The following is an 18,127-nucleotide window of genomic DNA, read 5'->3' as shown; positions in this document are numbered from 1 at the left end:
CGAATAGGTCCGCACCTTCAGATGATGGGAGCCCATGCTGCGATTCGCGCAGTATTGGATCCGCTTCACCGCGCTGGAGCGCCTGCGCCTTCCTGTCTGGAAAGGCTCAGCCCTGCGCGGCGCTTTCGGTCACGTTTTCCGCCGCCTGGCGTGCGTCGGCGGCCGCCTCTGCCCTCCCTGCAAGGTCCCTGACCGCTGCCCCTATCACTACATCTTTGAGACCGCGCCCCTGCCAGGGTCTGTCGCTCTCCGCAAGCTGACCGACATTCCCCGCCCGTTCGTGTTCGAGCCTCCAGAGGACACATCGGAGATCTACGAGCCCGGGGCGCCGTTCGAACTCGGCCTGGTCCTCATAGGCCGCGGAATCGACTTCCTGCCGCACTTCATCGTGACCTTGCGCGACCTTGGTGAGCAGGGCCTGGGGTTCCGCCGTGGACGTCTCGGGGCGCTGGAGATCACGGCGCGCAACGGTGACGGCTCGCCGGTGGAGGTCTACACCGAGCGCGACCGCCTCGTGCGCAACCACGACTGCACCGTGACCGTTGACCACATCCTGCAGCCGCGCCTCGAACTCCCATCCGATCCTCGCTCCCTGGCACTCAGGTTCCACACACCAACGACGCTCCGCCGTGATGGGCGGCTGGTAGATCGCCCGGAGATGGGCATCCTGATTCGCAACCTCATTCACAGGGTCACGGCACTCAGCCTCTTCCACTGCGGCGCGAAGTGGCCACCGGACAGGGAGATCCCAGGGCTCATCCGGACCGCGAAGCAGGTGCGCTTGGCCCGCAGCGACGTCAGGTGGGTGGACTGGGAGCGGTTCAGCAGCCGGCAGCAGACCACGATGAAATTCGGTGGGATTGTGGGCGAGGCGGTCTACGAGGGCGAGGTAGGGCCGTTGCTGCCGCTGCTGTGGGCGGGGGAAGGAGTACATGTGGGGAGGCACTGTGTGTTTGGGAATGGCCGGTATTCCATGGGAGATATGCGGTGAGGCACAGGCCCGTGAGTGCCGTCGGTCGCAACGCCCCGTGCCCGTGCGGGAGCGGCCGCAAGTTCAAGAAGTGCTGCCTGGAGAAGGCCCGGCCAACCCCAGGTCCCCACACGTCCGGAGATGGGGCCTGCACGCCCCGAGACGGAACCTACACATCCGCGGACCGTGACAGCGCCCTGGCCAGGCTGGGGCGATTCGCAGTCCGCCCGGAGTTCGAGACCGACCACCAGGTCGCCCAGATCGTTTTCTGGGGGAGCCGGCTGGCCGGGCGTCCAGACAAGCGGGTCAGGGAAGTGCTCGCGCTCCCGCAGAGCCAAGCGGCATACGATGCCTGGTTCGCCTTCGACCTTCCGATTGAACCCGACCGGACACTCGTCGATCTCTTTCTCGAGCGCGAGGGCGCCCGCCTCACCGCCGCCGAACGCCGATACCTGGAGGCGATGCGCGACAGCCACCTGCGGCTCTATGAGGTGGCGGAGGTCACGCCCGAGCAAGGGCTTCACCTCGTCGATCTATGGTCTGACGAGCGACTGTGGGTCCGCGAGCGGAAGGCCACTCATCAGCTCGTGCGGTGGGATCTGCTGGCTGCGAGGGTCGTGCCAGGGACCGGAGGCGATCTGATCCTCGACGGCGCGCCGTACCTCTACCCGGCCGGCGCCCGGGCCGAGATGCTCAGGGAGCTGCGGCGGGCGCACCGGACCTTCGCACGCCGTAGCCCCGCCGCCGACCTCACGATCTTCTTCAAGAGGGCCGGGATGCTGTTTCACAAGTGGTGGCTGGATTGGGTGGTGTTCCCGTCGCTGCCCACCTTCGTGACGCCAGAAGGTGATCCGGTGGTGTTCGCTCGCGTGATCTTTGACGTGCTCGACCGGCCCGCGCTCGTACGCGCGATGGCAAGTCACCCCGATCTTGAAGACCAGGACGACGGCGCCTACGCGTGGCTGGAGGACGCCCCGCCCGGCCGCCGGGGCCTCGGCACATTCGTCCTCAAGGGGGAGCGCGTCGTGTTCGAGACCACGTCACGGGAGCGAGCCGAGCGCGGCCGCCGGCTGCTCGAAGATACGGCAAGGGGCGTGGTCAGGTTCCGGGCGACCCGCTACGAGGATGTCGAGCGGGCGCTTGAGAAACACCGCGCTTCACCCGCACCCCCGCCCGCTGAGCGGGTTCCTCCGGAAGTGGAAGCGCAGATCGTGGGCGAGTACTACGAGCGGCACTATCGAAACTGGCTCGACCAAACGGTACCCGCGCTGGGAAACCGGACCCCCCGCCACGCGGCCCGTCTCAAGACCATGCGCCCGCGGCTGATCGCGCTGCTCAAGGAGTTCGAAAACAGTTCAGAGCGGCTGCGCCGCGAGGGGCGGCCGGCGTATGACTTCGGGTGGATGTGGGGGGAGCTGGGCCTGGAGCGGCCGTGAGCCGGCTCGCTGCGGGGCGATGGCTGGCTTCGCCGAGGAGGCAAGTGTATAATCGTAATTAATCTAATTCTGATTATACTAATTGGGATTCAACGTGTTTGTAGACGTCGCACGCTATGACCCTGTGAATAGGGGACTGGAAGCATGAAGTCGCGCTCCCGTTAGCGGAAGGGAGAACCGAATCAGGAGCGAGACGTCTTTGACGGAAGACCCGGTACGACCGTGAGCGTCCGCTCGTGGCTGTAGTGTACCTGACCGGGCCGGCCGCCCCGGATGCGGCGTACGAACCTGCGCTTCGTTACGTCCACCGGCACGCGCGTGGCAGACCGGCCGTCGCTGTAGTAGGCCGCGATCCGGGCCGCGGTTTCCACGGCTGCCTCAGGGATCGGCTCGTCTTTGCGCCGGCCTGGGGCCAGCAGGATCACGTGTGCTCCCGGCATGCCTCGTGCGTGCAGCCAGAGGTCGTCCGGGCCGGCGACCTCGAAGGTCAGGTGGTCGTTCTCCCGAGCGCTGCGGCCCACCTGGACCCGTCCTCCGCCGGGCAGGTCGAAGGAGCGGCCGGAGGCGACCGCGCGCGGCCGTCCGGCAGGCCGCGTCCTCTTCCTGACCCCGGCCGAGACTAGGTCCTGCTCGACCTCCCAGAGATCGTCCGCGTCCTCCGCCTGGACGATAGCCGTGGCAGACTCCTCGAGGAAGGCGCGCTCGATTCCCAGCGCGGCCTGACGCGCCGGAAGGCGTCGGCGGGCCGCGGCCGCCTTCGCGTAGCGCTTGAAGCAGGCCTGGGCGTTCTCGACGCCTGACCGTGCAGGATCGAGCGGAATGCTGACCGGCCGGCCGTCGAATCCCGGCACCTCCAGCACCGCGGCTCTGGGCGCGATCTGCGAGAGGTAAGCCAAAATGAGTTCGCCTTGCTCCCGCAACTGGTCGGCGCCTTCGGCTTCCCGCGCGTCCTCGGCCACGGCGGCCAGGGTGCGGTGAACGCGATCCAGTGCCTGCCGGACCGTTGCGGCGAGTCCCTGGCGCATCTCCTCGAAGCGTGCCCTCCTGGCTGCGCTCTGTGCCACCGCCTCTACCGCAGCGCTCATCGAGGACCGCTCGGGCAGGAGGTGTCTCACGCCGTCCAGCGGGAACGGCGCATAGGCCGCGGGCTCGCCGTCCGGACCGCGGTACAGCACCGGGTCGAACCGCGCCGCGGTGACAACATCGCCGATCGCGCGTAGCGCCGAGACCACATCACTCGCGGCACGCTCATCCAGCGGGCTCTCTGGCTCAGCACCTGCCCGCACGCACACTTCCCACGACAGGGCAGGACCGATGCCTGAGACCGCTTCGAACACCGCGCGCCAGGCGGCCTTGTCCTTGGGAGCAGCCAGATCGGCGGTGGTGACACTCAACGGTGTCGGACGGGGCTGCGGGGGCCTCGTGTAGGGCCGCTGGGGCAGGACCTCGCGTACGCGCGACCGATCCGGGCCGATCTGCTTGAGCGCGCCTACGATGATGCGGCCGGAGCAGAGGATCAGGTTGGAGTGCCGGCCCATGATCTCCGCGATCAGGTCGTAGGGACCCTCGAGGGTCTCGAACGTGCAGGTGACGATCCGCTCGAACGCGGGCGATGCGATCGCCGTCAACCGCGCGCCCTCCAGCCGTGCGCGCACGAGTTGCGCGAATGGGGTAGGGGCCCCGGGTTCAATCGCCTCAACCAGGTGAACCCGGCCGAGGCGGGAGTGTACCGAGAGCAGCAGCCTGCGGGCCCGGCCTCCGCGGCGCAGCGCGAGCACAAGACCGTCCGTGCCCTCCTGGAGCACTTGATGAAGACGCGCTCCGATCAGGTCCTGGCACTCGGCTACGACCGCAGCCAGGACCACGCTGTCGAAGGACGAATGGGGGATGGCCATTTCGGTGCTACGATACAATCCCCGCCGTCCTCTCGCAAGCCCGTGCGGGTTCCTGGGGGCAGGAACGATCCGCGGGCGGGCCGAAGTGAAGCGCGTGATCCGCAGCATGACCGGGTTCGGGACTGCCACCGCCGATGTGACGGGCGGGCGGCTTGCCGTGGAGATCAAGTCGGTCAACCACCGGTTCAGTGAGGCCCAGGTGCGGCTGCCGCGCGACCTCGGCGCTCTGGAGGAGCGCGTCCGCGCGCTGGTCATGGAGCAGATACGCCGGGGTCGTGTTGAGGCAATCATCTCGCGCGACAACGGCACGCGCCGACAGCGCGCGTTTCGCGCCGACGTGGACCTGGCCGCTTCCTACACGCAGGCCCTGCGGGATCTGGCGGCAAGCGTGGGCGTAAGCGGTGAGATCAGTCTGGCCCAGCTCGCCGCCCTACCCGATGTGCTGCGCCTGGAAGAGGACCGCGTCGAGGTGGAAGCGCTCTGGCCCGCGCTTGAGGAAGCGGTCCGGGCCGCGATTGGGGCGCTGGTGGCGATGCGCATAACCGAGGGTGCGCGGCTTGCCGAGGACATGCTGGCCCGCGCAGGCGCGGTGGAGCGAATGGCCGAGGCGATCGCCGCGCGGAGCCGCGGGGTGGCGCAGGCCTACGGAGAGCGGCTGCGCGGGCGGCTTGCCGAGCTCCTGGGCGAGACGCCGGTGGACGAAGCCCGGATCGCCGCCGAAATCGCGGTCTTCGCGGACCGGAGCGACATCACCGAGGAACTGACGCGGCTGCGCAGCCACCTGGAGCAATTCCGCCAGGTGGTGACCGCGGAAGAGGGCGCGGTGGGGCGGAAGCTGGAGTTCATCCTCCAGGAGATGGGCCGCGAGACGAACACCATAGGATCCAAGGCCAACGACCTGGAGATCACCCGCGCCGTGATCGAGATGAAGGGCGAGATCGAGAGCCTGCGCGAGCAGATTCAGAACATCGAGTAAGAAACGGAGCTGGCAACGCGAGATGGAGACCCGCCTGATCAACATCGGCCACGGCAACATCCTGGCCGCCAACCGGATCGTGGCCATCATCAGCCCTGATTCGGCACCGGTGAAGCGCATCGTCCAGGAATCCAGGGAGCGCGGCAGCCTGATAGATGCCACCTACGGCCGCCGCACCCGCGCCGTCGTGATCACGGACAGCGGTCACGTGGTGCTATCGGCGGTGCAGCCGGAGACGCTGGCAAACCGCTACGCCGCGCGCGAGGCGGGCGAGGACCCAGCCGAGTGAGGCACCGGCCGTCGTGATCGTTGCCATCGGTGGACCCATCGGTGTGGGGAAGAGCACGGTGGCGCTCGGGCTGGCCGAAAGGCTGGGGATTCCGTGCGTCTCGGCCGGCGGCGTCTTCCGGGAGCTGGCGGCCCGGCGCGGGGTTTCGGTAGTAGAGCTCAACCGCCTGGCCGAGGGCGACCCGTCCATAGACCGTGACCTCGACCAGCTGCAGGCCGAGTTGGCCCGATCCGGGCCGTGCGTCGTGGAGTCGCGCTTGGCCGGGTGGATGATAGATGCCGACTTCAAGGTGTGGCTCGACGCGCCCCTCGAGGTCCGCGCGGCCCGCGTGGCCGGAAGGGAAGGAAAGGACGTCGGGGGTGCCCGCGAGGAGTTGCTGGTGCGTGAACGCAGCGAGTGGTCGCGATACAAGGCCCTCTACGACATTGACCTCGCCGACCGCGCGCCCTTTCACCTGATCGTGGACACGAGCCGCTGGTCCCCCGAGGTCATTGTCGAGACCCTGGTCTTGCTGTCGCGCGGGCTGCGCGCGGTCTCCGAAGCGAGATGACGCGCGGCACAGGCCGCGCTCCGGGTGCCAGCCAGATGCCGGGTGAAGGTCCTGTTCTCGTAGCGCTAGACCTACCGCTGCGTGCCGGGGACGCGGCGTTTACCTTCTCAGTCGGCGTTGCTGCGGGCGCGCAGCGCGGGGCAGGGGTCATCGTGGCGTTCGGCCGCCGGCTCCTGCCCGGCATCGTGCTTGGAGAAGGCGCGCCGCGTCACGATCTTCGCCCTGTGCTGGCGCTGGCAGGTGCTGCCCCGCTCGTTCCCCCCGAGGTCGTGGAACTGGCTGAGTGGGTCGCGCAGGAATACCTCTCCTCGGTGGGCGAGGCCCTTGCCGCGGCAGTGCCGTGGGACGCGCTGTGGTCAGGCGCGCGGATTCGCTGCGAGGGCCCGATGACCGCGGACCTGCCCGCCCCGGCCAGGGCCGCGCTGGAGGCAATGGAGCGGAAGCCTGTATCGCTGGCGCGGGCGGCCCGCCTGCTCGCGGCGACGTGGGAGGCACTGGGGCCAGTTGCGGAGAGCGGCGCCCTGAAGGTCGTCTGGCCGGAGGCCGCGGAAGGCGCCCTTGGGGTCGAGGCGGCTCAGCCGGAAGGCGCGGCAAAGCCACAGGTGGGAGGCGGCCTGGGGCTCGCGGTCCGCGAGGCGATGACAGGCGGGCCACGCCAGATCTTGGTCGCCGGATGGAACAGGACCCCCGCGTACATCGCAGCCATCGAGTGTGCGCGCACGGCAGGGTGGTCCACCGTGGCGGCGTTTGCCTCGGTGGATGCCGCATCCGAGTTCGCCCGGACCGCGGATGACGCCGGTCTGGAACCCGTACTGTCGCACGGAGATCTCCCGGCGTCGGCCCGGCTTGGCGCCTGGCGCCGCGCGAAGGGTGCGAGGCAGGCCCTGGTGGTAGGGACGCGCGCGACCGTTTTCGCGCCGCTCGCCGGTCCGGTGCTCGCGATAGTGGACGAAGAGGACGGCGGCGGCCACAAGGAGGAGCGCGCGCCGCGGTACGTGACGCGCGCGGTGGCCGCCGAGCGCACTCGGGCCGCGGGCGTACTGGTGATTGGGGCAGCGACGCCGCCGGTTGCCACCTACGCCAGGGTGCGTGATGGCAGCCTGCGCCTGTTTGCGCTCCCGTCGCCGCGCGTCCGCCTGGGTATAGTTGATCTTAGGCGCCGCCCTGATCCGCGGCAGGAAATCAGCCGCCCGCTCCTCGACGCCGTTCGGAGGACCGTGCGACAATCCGGCCGCGTCGTGCTTTTCTGCGACCGCAAGGGCTATGCCGGAGGTCTGCAGTGCGGCGAGTGTGGCGCGGTTGAACGTTGCCGCCGGTGCGGGGTGGCTATGCCCTACGATCGCAGTCGGCGCCGGCTGCGCTGCAGGTTCTGCGCGCTGACCGAGGCCGCGCCCCATGTCTGCTCGCGGTGCGGCGCCGCGCGTCTGATGCCCATGGGTGCGGGCTCCGAGCGTCTCGTCGCGCTCCTGCGCCGGATCACCCCTGCCGTCTGGAGGTTCGACAGCGATATGCTCGGTTCGGGCGCCGAGCCGGCCGCGCTGCTTGCGCCGTTTCGCGAGCGCGGCGGCGTGCTGGTCGCCACCTCACTCGTGTTGCCCTATCTGGGGGCGCTCCGGCCCGATCTCGTCGGCTTCGTTGCCGCCGACCGGATGCTGCACAGGCCCGAGTATCGGGCCGCGGAGCGGGCGCTAGCGTTGATCCGGACCGTGGGCATGGCAACCCGGGCGTTGGTGCTGGTGGAGACCGCCGATCCCTCTCATCCGGCCGTTCGCGCGGCCGCGGCCACCAGTCTCAGGCCGTTCTACGCCGGCGAGCTCGAAATGCGATCAGCGCTGGGGTATCCACCGTTCCGGTCCCTGACGGCACTCCGCATCACCGCCCGGACGCAGGCGGCCGTTGAGGCAGTCGCGGCCGGACTCGCCGCCTCCGCGCCGCCGGAGATCGAGATCCTGGGCCCGATCCCAGAGGCGGGCGCGCCGTTGGAGGGAAGGGCGCGCTGGGAGATCGTCGTCAAAGCCGCCGATCGGTCGGCCGCGAACCGCCTGGTGCGGCCGCTGTTGCTGGGAACCGGCGTGCCCCGTGACGTGCGGACCAGCGCCGATGTTGACCCGCACGACCTGTGAGGCGGCAAGGAGGCCCGAGCGCTCGAGAACGCGTTGAAGCCATCGCCCTGCCCGTGCTATCGTGGTGGGCGTGGTGGAAATCGTAGCAGCAAGAGACATCATCACGGTCTGGGACCCCAAGGCGGCGGTCCTGCGGAAGCGTGCGGCCCCGGTTGGCAGGGTGACGCGGGAAATCCAGCGGCTCATCGAGACGATGCTGGACACCGTGCGCGCCGCCAACGGGTTGGGTCTTGCCGCGCCGCAGATAGGCGAGGGCGTGCGCGTGGTAGTCGCGCAGGTCGAGGACCGCACCGTGACGCTGGTAGACCCTGAGGTCATCCGGTCCTCCGGCGAGGAGACTGCCGTCGAGGCCTGTCTCTCGGTCCCAGGCATGTACGGGGACGTTCCCAGGGCCGCTACGATCTCGGTGCGGGGCAAGAACCGCCGCGGCCGCCGGGTAACGATCGAGGCCACCGGGTTGCTGGCGCGCGTTCTGCAGCACGAGATTGACCACCTCGATGGCATCCTGTTCCTCGACCGGGTCCGCGACCCCAGCACCATTGGAAGCGTGACCGCTCCTGGCGAGGCCGCCCCGGCGGCCGAGTGACCGTGGGGCGGCTGGACTCCCTCCGGGTGGTGTTCCTGGGCACCCCCGCGTTCGCGCTCCCCTCGCTGCGCGCGCTCGCCCAAGCCGCAGTCGTAGTCGGCGTCGTGACCCAGCCCGACCGTCCCTCGGGCCGAGGTCTTGTTCAGGCGCCGCCTCCGGTGGCCGTGGCGGCGCGTGAGATGGGGCTTGCGCTGCTTCAGCCCGAAAGCCTGAGGTCGGCGGAGGCGCTGGCAGATCTGTCGGCACTGCGGCCGGACCTCTTGGTTACCGTGGCGTATGGTCGGCTCGTGCCCGGCGCAGTGCTTGCGCTCCCGCCGATGGGCTGCATAAACCTCCACCCGTCGCTACTCCCGGAGTACCGGGGTGCCTCGCCGATCCAGCGGGCGATAGCCGACGGCGCTGCCGCCACCGGCGTCACGGTAATGCACCTGTCCGAGGATCTCGATGCCGGCGACATCATCCTCCAGCGCCGGGTCGAGATCGGGCCCGAGGAGACCGCAGGCGAACTCGAGGCGCGACTGGCCGAGGAGGGAGCCGCTCTTCTCCTCGAGTCCGCAGGCCAGATCGCCCGGGGCGAGGCGCAGCGCCGGACGCAGGACCACACGCGCGCGACCTATGCGGGGAAGCTCTCGAAGGCCGACGGCGCGATCCAGTGGGCGCGCCCGGCCCAGACTTTGATCAACCTGGTGCGAGCGATGAACCCCTGGCCGTGCGCTCACACGACCTGGCGCGGCGGCGTCCTCAAGATCTGGCGGGCCAAGGTGATGGATGGACAGGGCCTGCCGGGGCAGGTGCTGGAAGCAGGCGAAGCCGGGATCACGGTCGCCGCGGGCGAGGGTGCCGTGGCGCTAGTCGAGGTTCAGCCCGAGGGAGGCCGGCGCATGTCCGCGGCCGCCTTTGCGCGCGGTCACCGCGTGGCCAAGGGCGACCGGCTAGGCGAGACAGTAGCACAAGGAGGCCTGTGATAGAATGAAGGACAAGATCCAACGGGGGGAAGCAGATGTTCTTCGGTGACGGCACGTTCCTGATCCTCATACCCGCCCTGGTGCTCGCGGCGTACGCTCAGTTCAAGGTTCGGAGCACCTTCGGGCGGTTCAGCCAGGTGCGCACCGCGGGCGGTCGCACCGGTGCCGAGGTGGCGGCGGAGCTGCTGCGGCGCCGCGGGCTGCGGCACGTGAAGATCGAGCCGGTGGAGGGCATGCTGGCCGACCACTACGACCCCAGGACCCAGACGCTGCGACTTTCCCCTGAGGTGTACGGGAGCGACTCGGTCGCGGCCGTTGGCGTGGCAGCGCACGAGTGCGGCCACGCGCTCCAGCATCACGAGAAGTACGCACCGCTGGCCCTGCGATCCGCGATCGTGCCCGTGGCGAGCATCGGCTCGAACGCGGCGTGGATACTCTTCATGATCGGCATGTTCACGAGCAGTCGCCCATTGATGGACCTGGGCGTCCTGCTGTTCCTGGGCTACATCGCGTTCGCCCTGGTCACACTACCGGTGGAGTTTGATGCCAGCCGCCGCGCCGTGGCCGTGCTGCAGGGAGAGGGCCTGGTGATGCCCCGCGAGGCCGACGGAGCCCGCGCCGTGCTGAACGCGGCCGCGCTGACATATGTGGCCGCCGCAGCCATGGCGGTAATGCAGCTCGTGCGCCTGGTTCTGCTGCGCAACATGCGTGACGAGTAGGCCGGCAGTCCCGGCGGCGACGCCCGCGCGCGAGGCCGCCTTCGCCGTGCTGTACCGCGCGGAGGCGGCCGAAGCATTTGTCGGCGCCCTGCTCTTTCGGACCCTGGCCCGCTCGTCATTGTCCGATGCCGATCGGGCGCTGACCACGACGATCGTGCTGGGGGTACTGCGCCACCGCACGCGGCTCGATCACGCGCTGGCCGCCTTGCTGGCGCGACCCCTGGACACGCTGCCGGCCGCGATTCGGACGGCCCTGCGCATGGGCGCCTTCGAGGTCATGGAGCTCGATCGCGTGCCCGCGCCTGCCGCCGTGTCCGAGGCCGTGGCACTGGCCCGCAGGCATGGACACGCCGGGACCGCGGGGCTGGTGAACGCGGTGCTGCGCCGCCTCGCCGCCGAAGGCCCGGCACCACCCCCGGACGCCGGATCGGACCCGGTAGGGCACCTCTCCGTGGTGCACTCGCATCCCGGCTGGCTGGTGAGCCGCTGGGTGGCCCGGTGGGGGATGGAAGAGGCGCAGGCGCTGCTGGCGGCCAACGCGCGCCCGGTGCCGGCGACCCTCCGGGTGAACACCCTGCGGACAACGCGGGACGATCTGTTGGGTCTGCTCCGTGCGGCGGGCCTGGATGCCGGCCCCGGGATCGTGCCCGAGGCGATGCGCGTCCATGGTTCGCTCGTCGGCCGCCTGCCGCTGTACGACCAGGGGTTGTGTGCCCCGCAGGACGAGGGTGCCATGCTCGTGGTCCATGCCCTCGCAGATGTGGCGGTGTCCGGCTCCACGGTCATTGACGCGTGCGCCGCGCCCGGTGGCAAGTCGCTGCACCTGGCGGCCCTGATGGCGAATCGCGGCCGCGTGCTGGCCGTGGACGTTCATCCGGGCAAGGCCCGGGCGCTGGCGCGACGGGCGGCCGCTTTCGGCGCGACCTGCGTCGAGGTTCACAACCTGGATGCGCATGAGATTGGAGTGCGGTGGCTCGAAGCGGCAGACGCCGTGCTGGTGGACGCGCCCTGCTCAGGGTTGGGCACCGTCCGGCGCCGCCCAGAGATCAAGTGGCGCCTTGATGAGCGGTCGCCGGCCCGATGCGCCGAGGTGCAGCAGGCAATCCTGCGCGGGGTATCCGGTGCGGTCCGGCCCGGCGGCACGCTCGTGTACAGCGTGTGCAGCAACGAGCCGGAGGAAGGCCCAGACGTGGTCAGGGGATTCCTCTCAGAGCACCCGTCGTTTGGGTTTGCCCCGTTCGCCGGCACCTTTCCCCGGTCGGCAGGCGGTTGCCTTGTAGACGGCGTGGAGGCAGGGGAGGTCCATCTCCTGCCCCACCTGCACGGCACCGATGGCTTCTACATAGCCCGGCTGCGGCGGCGATGAACGCGACAGGCAGGAGGACGCTATAATCAGGAGGCCGCCGGTTGCGGCGGCCGGTGGAACGGTGGTGCCGATCGAACTCGTGGGCTGCACACTGAAGGAGATAGAGGGCGCGCTCGCGCCGATGGGTGAGCCACGCTACCGCGCCCTCCAGATCGCACGCTGGATCTACCAGCGACGCGCGGCCCACTTCAACGAGATGACCGACCTGCCCCAAGCGCTGCGCCAGCGGTTGGGGGAGGGGGCAACCCTGACGCGTCTGCGCGTGGCCGCGCGTTCGGACTCCCCGGACGGTCTCACCACCAAGTTCCTGCTTGATCTACCCGATAGCCGGGCGATCGAGACGGTGCTGATGGGCTACGACGACGGCCGTCGTTCGGTCTGTGTTTCGACGCAGGTGGGGTGCGGCATGGGGTGTACCTTCTGTGCCACGGGCATGGCCGGGTTGGTGCGGAACCTCACCACCGGGGAGATAGTGGACCAGGTCCTGCTGATCAGCGGCGAGACCGACGATCGCATCACCCACGTCGTGTTCATGGGCATGGGCGAACCACTGGCAAACTACGATGCGACGCTGCGCGCGGTGCGCCTCCTGAACGAGGAGTACGGGCCGCACATCGGGATGCGTCACATGACCATCTCGACGGTCGGATTGGTGCCGCAGATCCGTCGCCTGGCAGAGGAGCGGCTGCAGCTCACCCTAGCCGTGTCGCTCCACGCGCCCTCCGACGACCTGCGGTCGCAGCTCGTGCCGGTCAACCGGCGGTGGCCGCTTGTCGAGCTGATGGCGGCCACGCGCGACTACGCGGCCACCACGGGTCGCAGGGTTACCTTCGAGTACGTGCTCATGCACGGCGTCAACGATCACGACGACCATGCAAGCCGCCTGGCGGCGTTGCTGTCGGGGAGTGGCGCGCACGTGAACGTGATTCCCTGGAACCCGGTCTACGGGCTGCAATACGCGCGGCCACCGGCCCACGCGGTGCACCGCTTCGCGGCGTTGGTGCGCCGGGGCGGAGCGTCCGCCACGGTTCGCCTGGACCGCGGCGTGGACATCCAGGCCGCCTGCGGGCAGCTCCACCAAACCCGGGCCGCGGGGGTTCCGGCATGAGCGCAAACCACGGCGCCGTCATCGCCGGACGGTACGAGGTGGCCGAGCGCATCGCCGAGGGCGGGATGTCCACGGTCTGCCGCGCGCGCCGGCTGGACGACGGCGCGGTTGTGGCGCTCAAGATCCTGCGTGGGGAGTACGCCGCCGACCACGAGTTCATCGAGCGATTCGCCCGCGAGGCCCGCGCAGCGGAAGCCCTGGCTCACCCGAACATAGTTCGCGTTCTAGAGAGCGGGCAGGACGGCGACACGTACTTCATCGCTATGGAGTACGTGGACGGCCCGGACCTGAAGGCCTACCTCCGACGGGTCGGCCGCCTCGAGCCGGCCGATGCGGAGCGCATAGCCCTGCTGGTCTGCGAGGCGCTGGACTACGCCCACCGCCAGGGAATCATCCACCGCGACGTGAAGCCTCAGAACATACTCCTGGCTCCCGACGGCAGCGTGAAGGTGGCCGATTTCGGGATCGCCCGGGCCCTGGCCACCAGCACGATCACGCAGCCCGGTACGGTGATAGGGACCGTTCACTACCTCTCGCCCGAGCAGGCGCGCGGCGCCGCCGTCGGCCGCGGGTCAGACATCTACGCGCTGGGCGTGGTGCTCTTCGAGATGCTGACGGGCAGGCTGCCGTTTGCCGGTGACAGCCCGATCGCTATAGCGCTCAAGCACCTGCATGAACCGCCTCCCGCTCCCCGTGCGATCGAGCCCAGCATTCCGTTGCGGCTCGAGGGGATCATCCTCAAGGCCATGGCCAAGTCAAGCCAGGACCGCTACGGCTCGGCCCGCGAGATGGCAGGCGACCTGGAGGGAAAAACCGAGTTGTGGAGAGAGACGGCCGCGACCGACGAGGGCACCACCCGCCGGTTCGCGCTCCCCGGCGAAGTGGCGCCGACTCGACCGGGAGGCGCCGCGCTCCGGATCGCCGCCGCCGTGTTGGTCATCGTCTCTCTGGGCGCATGGGCCGGCTGGCAGGCGGTGAACGGCTACCTCAACGTCCCCGAGGTCGAGATGCCGGACCTGGTGGGGCGGACGCTGCCCCAGGCCGAGCTGATCTCGCAGCAGGCGGGCCTGACGATCGCGGTCACAGAGCGGGCTTACAGCCCAACCGTCTCGCAGGACATCGTCCTCTCGCAGGACCAGCCACCCGGCAAGCGCGTCAAGCGGGGACGGCGCATCGGCGTGGTGCTCAGCCTGGGAGCACAGCTTGTCACGGTGCCCGACCTGGTGCGGCGGACGCTTCAGGAGGCGCAACTTGCACTGGAAGGGGCGGGTCTTCAGGCCGGGACGCTTCAGGAGGCGCACGACGAGATCGCGAAGGCAGGCACGGTAATCAGGCAGGATCCGCCGGCGGGCTCACGCGTGCCCCTGGACACGCCGGTGTTGTTGGTTATCAGTCGCGGTCCTCCACAGGTGGAGATGCCGTCGCTCGTGGGCCGTGCGCTGGCAGATGCCAGGCTGCTCCTGGAGGAGCGGGGCCTGGTGATCACGCATCTCCGCACGCTGGCGACCACGGCAGCCGAACCGGGAACGGTACTCGAGCAGTCGCCGCCGGCCGCGACGCCCCTGCGCCCGGGGGCGGTCCAGATCATACTAACCGTCAGTGCCCGGCCCGGAGAGGAGAGCGCGCCTCCGCGGGCTCCGGTCATCACCGCCGAGCCTCAGATCGTGGAACCCCAGCGGCCTCCGACGCAGGCACCCCGCGCTCTGCCCACGCCTGTGCCGACGCCCGGACAACGCGTTCCACCAGCGCCAACACCGGCACCAGGCCCCCGCGTCCTGCCGTCGCCGCAGCCCTCGCCCGCGGTTTCGCCGGGCCTGGTACGGCGCACACGAGTGCAGGTCATCGTCCCGGAAGGCGGATTGCAGGAGGTCAGGATCGTGGTCATTGACGAGACCGGCGTGCGCACCGCCTATCAGGCCCCACATTCGCCTGGGGACCGGGTTGATCAGACCGTGCGCAGCCAGGGGTACACGATCATCCAGGTCTACGTGGACGGCCGTCTGGTCCAGGAGATCCGGCCGTGACCGCCCCCCGGCCGTCGGCCTACCAGGCGCATGTGCGAATCGCGGCGAGCATACTTAGCGCCGACCTGGTCCACCTCGCGGAGGCCGTGGCCGCTGCCGAGCGGGGCGGCGCCGACATGATCCACGTGGACGTCATGGACGGATGCTTCGTCCCGCCCATAACCATGGGCCCCGTGATCGTTGAGGCGCTGCGCCGCGCCACCACCCTGCCGCTGGACGTCCACCTGATGATCTGCCGGCCCGAGCGCCACCTGGAGGCGTTCGCCCTCGCCGGCGCCTCCTGCCTGGCCGTGCATCCTGAGGCGACCGCGCACCCACACCGCGTGCTGTCCCAGATCCGGGCCCTCGGCGTCCAGGCCGGGATCGCCCTCAACCCTGGCACGCCCCCGGAGGCCTGCGCCGAGCTGGGGGACGTCCTGGATTTCGTGGTCGTCATGAGCGTCAACCCGGGCTACGCCGGGCAGGCCTTCCTGCCGGGCGTCCTGCCCAAGATCGGGCGCCTGAGAGCGCTTCTGGCCGGCTGGTCCGGCTGGGTGGGCATAGACGGGGGCATATCGCCGCAGACCGCAGGCCTTGCCGTTGCCGCCGGCGCGGACGTTCTTATCGCCGCTTCCGCGATCTTCAGCGCCCCTGTGGGGATCGAGTCGGCCATCTCCGCCCTGCGGGCAGCCGCCCGACCGTGAGCGTGCTCCACCTCACCCATCCCGCGTGTGCCCGGCACCTTACCGGCGCAGGACACCCCGAGCGACCGGAGCGCCTCCCGGCGATCCAGCGGGCGATCGGAGAGAGCGGGCTGGCCGATCTGGTGGAGACCTCCGAGTTCCCGCCGGTTGAGAGGGATCTCCTGCTCTCGGTTCACTCGGCCGCGTACGTTGACGGGTTGGAGGCAATGGCGCAACGCGGGGGCGGGTGGCTGGATCAGGATACCCGCGTCAGCGCGGACTCGGCGGTCGCCGCCGCCCATGCGGCCGGCGCCGCGGCGCATGCGGCAGAGGTGCTGTGCGCCGGAGGGGCCGCCCGCGCCTTCCTTGCGGTCCGTCCTCCTGGTCACCATGCCCTGCCGGAGCAGGGGATGGGGTTCTGCCTGTTCAACAACGCTGCGGTGGCCGCGGCCGCGGCGCGCCGATTGGGCCGGAAGCGCGTCATGATCGTTGACTGGGACGTCCACCACGGCAACGGAACGCAGGCCGTCTTCTGGCGCGATCCAGGCGTGCTCTTCGTCTCTCTGCACCAGGAATACTGGTACCCAGGTACCGGTGCTCTGGGCGACGTCGGCGAGGATCTTGGAGAGGGGTTCACCGTGAACCTGCCGCTTCCGGCCGATACAGGAGACGGCGGATACGAGGAGGCCTTCACAGAGGTTGTGCTGCCGCTCGGCTCGGTCTACAACCCGGACTTCCTGGTTGTCTCGGCAGGGTACGATGCCCACTTCGCCGATCCGCTGGGAGGCATGGTCGTGACCGCCCGGGGGTTCGGCCGGCTGGCACGGCTGCTCGATGAAGCAGCCAGCGCGTCCGGGGCGCCACTGCTCGTTACGCTGGAGGGCGGCTACGATCTGGCGGCGCTGGGGGCTTCCTGCGTGGCGACGCTGGAGGCGCTGGTCGGTCGCGCGGCCTGGGGCATCCCAGACGAGGAGCCGCCGCCAGAAGCCCCGTCCGCGGCGATCCGCCCGCGGCTGAGGGCTGCGCGGCGCCAGTTGCTGAACTACTGGCGGATATAGAGTGGGAGGAAACCCCGCTGTCGCGGCGAAGATCGCACGGTACGCCCGGACGAATCAATGGCCCGGGCTGGAGTTCGCGTGAGAGGGCGTGGCAGGCATGAGCGAAGAGATCATGGTGTACGGCGATCAGACTCCTGGGAGCGAAGCGTTGGACCTGGGAGACGCCGTACCAAGACTCCGGGAGCGGCAGATCGTCAAGGGGACGGTCGTGCGCATTGATACCGAGGGCATTCTTGTGGACGTGGGTGCGAAGTCCGAAGGGCTGATTCCGCCAAAAGAGATGACCCGTCGCGGGGAAGAAGTGGACGCGGTATCGGTGGGCGATCAGATCAACGTCATGGTGATGCGGGTGGAGGGCGAGGAAGGCAACATCATCCTCAGCAAGAAGCGGGCCGACTTCATTCACACCTGGGATCGGATCGCCCAGATGAAGGAATCGGGCGCGATCCTCCACGCGATGGTCGTTGACAAGGTCAAGGGTGGACTCGTGGTGGATCTGGGCGTGCGCGGGTTCGTACCCGGCTCGCACGTGGACCTTACCCAGGCAAAGGGCCGGCGCTTTGAGTGGTTCGTGGGCCAGTCCATCCCTCTTCGAGTGATCGAGGTGGACCGCGGCAAGGGCCGGGTCATCCTGTCTCACCGGATGGCTGTGGAGGAAGACCGCAGGTCCAAGCGCGAGGAGGTCCTGGGCAGTCTGGTCGAAGGGGCAATCGTCGAGGGCACGGTGAAGCGCATCACCGACTTCGGCGCGTTCGTGGACCTCGGCGGCGTGGACGGCCTGCTGCCGATCAGCGAGATGGCCTGGACCTACATCCGGCATCCCTCCGAGGTGGTCCGTCGGAACCAGCACCTGCGCGTGCAGGTGCTGCGGGTGGACCGGGAGAGCGGAAAGATCTCCCTGGGGCTCAAGCAGATCCTGGACGATCCCTGGGCCGAGGTGTCCGAGCGGCATCGCGCGGGCGAGGTCGCCAAGGGCAAGGTCGTGCGCATCGTGCCGTCCGGGGCGTTCGTGCGTCTCCGCGACCTCGATGCGTTCCTCCCGATCGCGGAGCTGGCGGAGCGACGCGTCGGCAAGGTGGAGGATGTGGTTGAGGTCGGCCAGGTGATCGAGGCCATGATCACCGAGATCAGGCCCGAGGAGCGCAGGATGCTGCTCAGTCTTCGGCGTCTGGCCAGAGAGGCCGAGCGCAAGCGCGTCAAGGACTACATGCGGACGCAGGAAGACGAAGGGCGGATCACCATCGGCGACGCGGTTGGTGACGCCATGGGCGCCCTGCTCCGACAGGCGGCGGAAGCCAGGGCGGAGCAGGCAGAGCCCGAAGCACCCGCGGTCGAGGAATCCGGTCCGGATGAGTCCGCGGAGGAGTCCGAGCAGAAGGAGTGATGACTTGCCCGTCGGC

General features: G+C 69.4%; 16 protein-coding genes. 15 read left to right on the top strand and 1 reads right to left on the bottom strand.

Annotated elements, in window-relative coordinates:
* Positions 1–34: 34 nt before the first annotated feature.
* Together FJX73_01700 and FJX73_01695 are read left to right on the top strand one after the other, a co-directional pair.
* Positions 35–991 carry a CRISPR system precrRNA processing endoribonuclease RAMP protein Cas6 gene (locus tag FJX73_01700; protein ID MBM3469498.1) on the top strand — a complete coding sequence of 319 codons (957 nt, stop codon included), beginning with the start codon at positions 35–37 and terminating at the stop codon, positions 989–991.
* Positions 802–2,406: a hypothetical protein gene (locus tag FJX73_01695; GenBank protein MBM3469497.1), complete on the top strand. Its 1,605-nt coding sequence runs from the start codon at positions 802–804 to the stop codon at positions 2,404–2,406. The genes FJX73_01700 and FJX73_01695 overlap by 190 nt, the downstream gene beginning before the upstream one ends.
* Positions 2,407–2,588: 182 nt before the next feature.
* Here FJX73_01695 and FJX73_01690 read toward each other — a convergent pair whose 3' ends face one another.
* Entirely contained in the window at positions 2,589–4,430 is a 1,842-nt protein-coding gene (locus FJX73_01690) for a fibronectin/fibrinogen-binding protein (protein ID MBM3469496.1), read from the bottom strand.
* On the opposite strand from FJX73_01690, the gene FJX73_01685 reads away from it, so the two are divergent.
* The 13 genes from FJX73_01685 (at position 4,396) to FJX73_01625 (ending at position 18,111) form a co-directional block, all read left to right on the top strand.
* Entirely contained in the window at positions 4,396–5,277 is an 882-nt protein-coding gene (locus FJX73_01685; protein MBM3469495.1) for a YicC family protein, read from the top strand. The genes FJX73_01690 and FJX73_01685 overlap by 35 nt on opposite strands.
* Positions 5,278–5,299: 22 nt before the next feature.
* On the top strand, positions 5,300–5,566 hold the full coding sequence (locus FJX73_01680) for a DUF370 domain-containing protein (protein MBM3469494.1): 267 nt from the start codon (positions 5,300–5,302) through the stop codon (positions 5,564–5,566).
* A 13-nt stretch (positions 5,567–5,579) separates the two neighbouring features.
* Positions 5,580–6,116, top strand: coding sequence for a cytidylate kinase (locus FJX73_01675; protein ID MBM3469493.1), 537 nt, complete (start codon positions 5,580–5,582; stop codon positions 6,114–6,116).
* A complete protein-coding gene (priA, locus tag FJX73_01670; protein MBM3469492.1) occupies positions 6,113–8,239 on the top strand; it encodes a primosomal protein N' in 2,127 nt (708 codons plus the stop codon). The genes FJX73_01675 and priA overlap by 4 nt, the downstream gene beginning before the upstream one ends.
* A 79-nt stretch (positions 8,240–8,318) precedes the next feature.
* Entirely contained in the window at positions 8,319–8,825 is a 507-nt protein-coding gene (def, locus tag FJX73_01665) for a peptide deformylase (GenBank protein MBM3469491.1), read from the top strand.
* Positions 8,826–8,836: 11 nt separating this feature from the next.
* A complete protein-coding gene (locus tag FJX73_01660) occupies positions 8,837–9,790 on the top strand; it encodes a methionyl-tRNA formyltransferase (protein MBM3469490.1) in 954 nt (317 codons plus the stop codon).
* Positions 9,791–9,825: 35 nt separating this feature from the next.
* Positions 9,826–10,509: a zinc metallopeptidase gene (locus FJX73_01655; GenBank protein ID MBM3469489.1), complete on the top strand. Its 684-nt coding sequence runs from the start codon at positions 9,826–9,828 to the stop codon at positions 10,507–10,509.
* Positions 10,499–11,875, top strand: coding sequence for a 16S rRNA (cytosine(967)-C(5))-methyltransferase RsmB (gene rsmB, locus FJX73_01650; protein MBM3469488.1), 1,377 nt, complete (start codon positions 10,499–10,501; stop codon positions 11,873–11,875). The genes FJX73_01655 and rsmB overlap by 11 nt, the downstream gene beginning before the upstream one ends.
* Before the next feature lie 70 nt (positions 11,876–11,945).
* Positions 11,946–12,983, top strand: coding sequence for a 23S rRNA (adenine(2503)-C(2))-methyltransferase RlmN (gene rlmN, locus FJX73_01645; GenBank protein ID MBM3469487.1), 1,038 nt, complete (start codon positions 11,946–11,948; stop codon positions 12,981–12,983).
* Positions 12,980–15,007, top strand: coding sequence for a PASTA domain-containing protein (locus FJX73_01640; GenBank protein ID MBM3469486.1), 2,028 nt, complete (start codon positions 12,980–12,982; stop codon positions 15,005–15,007). Before rlmN ends, FJX73_01640 begins: the two co-directional genes overlap by 4 nt.
* 32 nt (positions 15,008–15,039) lie before the next feature.
* Entirely contained in the window at positions 15,040–15,690 is a 651-nt protein-coding gene (gene rpe, locus FJX73_01635; protein ID MBM3469485.1) for a ribulose-phosphate 3-epimerase, read from the top strand.
* On the top strand, positions 15,687–16,727 hold the full coding sequence (locus FJX73_01630) for a histone deacetylase (protein MBM3469484.1): 1,041 nt from the start codon (positions 15,687–15,689) through the stop codon (positions 16,725–16,727). Before rpe ends, FJX73_01630 begins: the two co-directional genes overlap by 4 nt.
* A 97-nt stretch (positions 16,728–16,824) precedes the next feature.
* Positions 16,825–18,111: a S1 RNA-binding domain-containing protein gene (locus FJX73_01625; protein ID MBM3469483.1), complete on the top strand. Its 1,287-nt coding sequence runs from the start codon at positions 16,825–16,827 to the stop codon at positions 18,109–18,111.
* The last annotated feature ends 16 nt before the right edge of the window (positions 18,112–18,127 follow it).

It is taken from the genome of Armatimonadota bacterium (assembly GCA_016869025.1).
Taxonomy (GTDB): domain Bacteria; phylum Sysuimicrobiota; class Sysuimicrobiia; order Sysuimicrobiales; family Humicultoraceae; genus VGFA01.
Note: the sequence above shows the minus strand (reverse complement) of the source record. Positions and strands in the feature narration are given on the sequence as shown.

Coding starts and splice junctions, on each gene's coding strand:
- FJX73_01655 (MBM3469489.1), top strand. CDS start 9,826: ATGTTCTTCGGTGACGGCACGTTCCTGATCCTCATACCCGCCCTGGTG.
- FJX73_01680 (MBM3469494.1), top strand. CDS start 5,300: ATGGAGACCCGCCTGATCAACATCGGCCACGGCAACATCCTGGCCGCC.
- FJX73_01640 (MBM3469486.1), top strand. CDS start 12,980: ATGAGCGCAAACCACGGCGCCGTCATCGCCGGACGGTACGAGGTGGCC.
- FJX73_01625 (MBM3469483.1), top strand. CDS start 16,825: ATGAGCGAAGAGATCATGGTGTACGGCGATCAGACTCCTGGGAGCGAA.
- FJX73_01700 (MBM3469498.1), top strand. CDS start 35: ATGCTGCGATTCGCGCAGTATTGGATCCGCTTCACCGCGCTGGAGCGC.
- priA (MBM3469492.1), top strand. CDS start 6,113: ATGACGCGCGGCACAGGCCGCGCTCCGGGTGCCAGCCAGATGCCGGGT.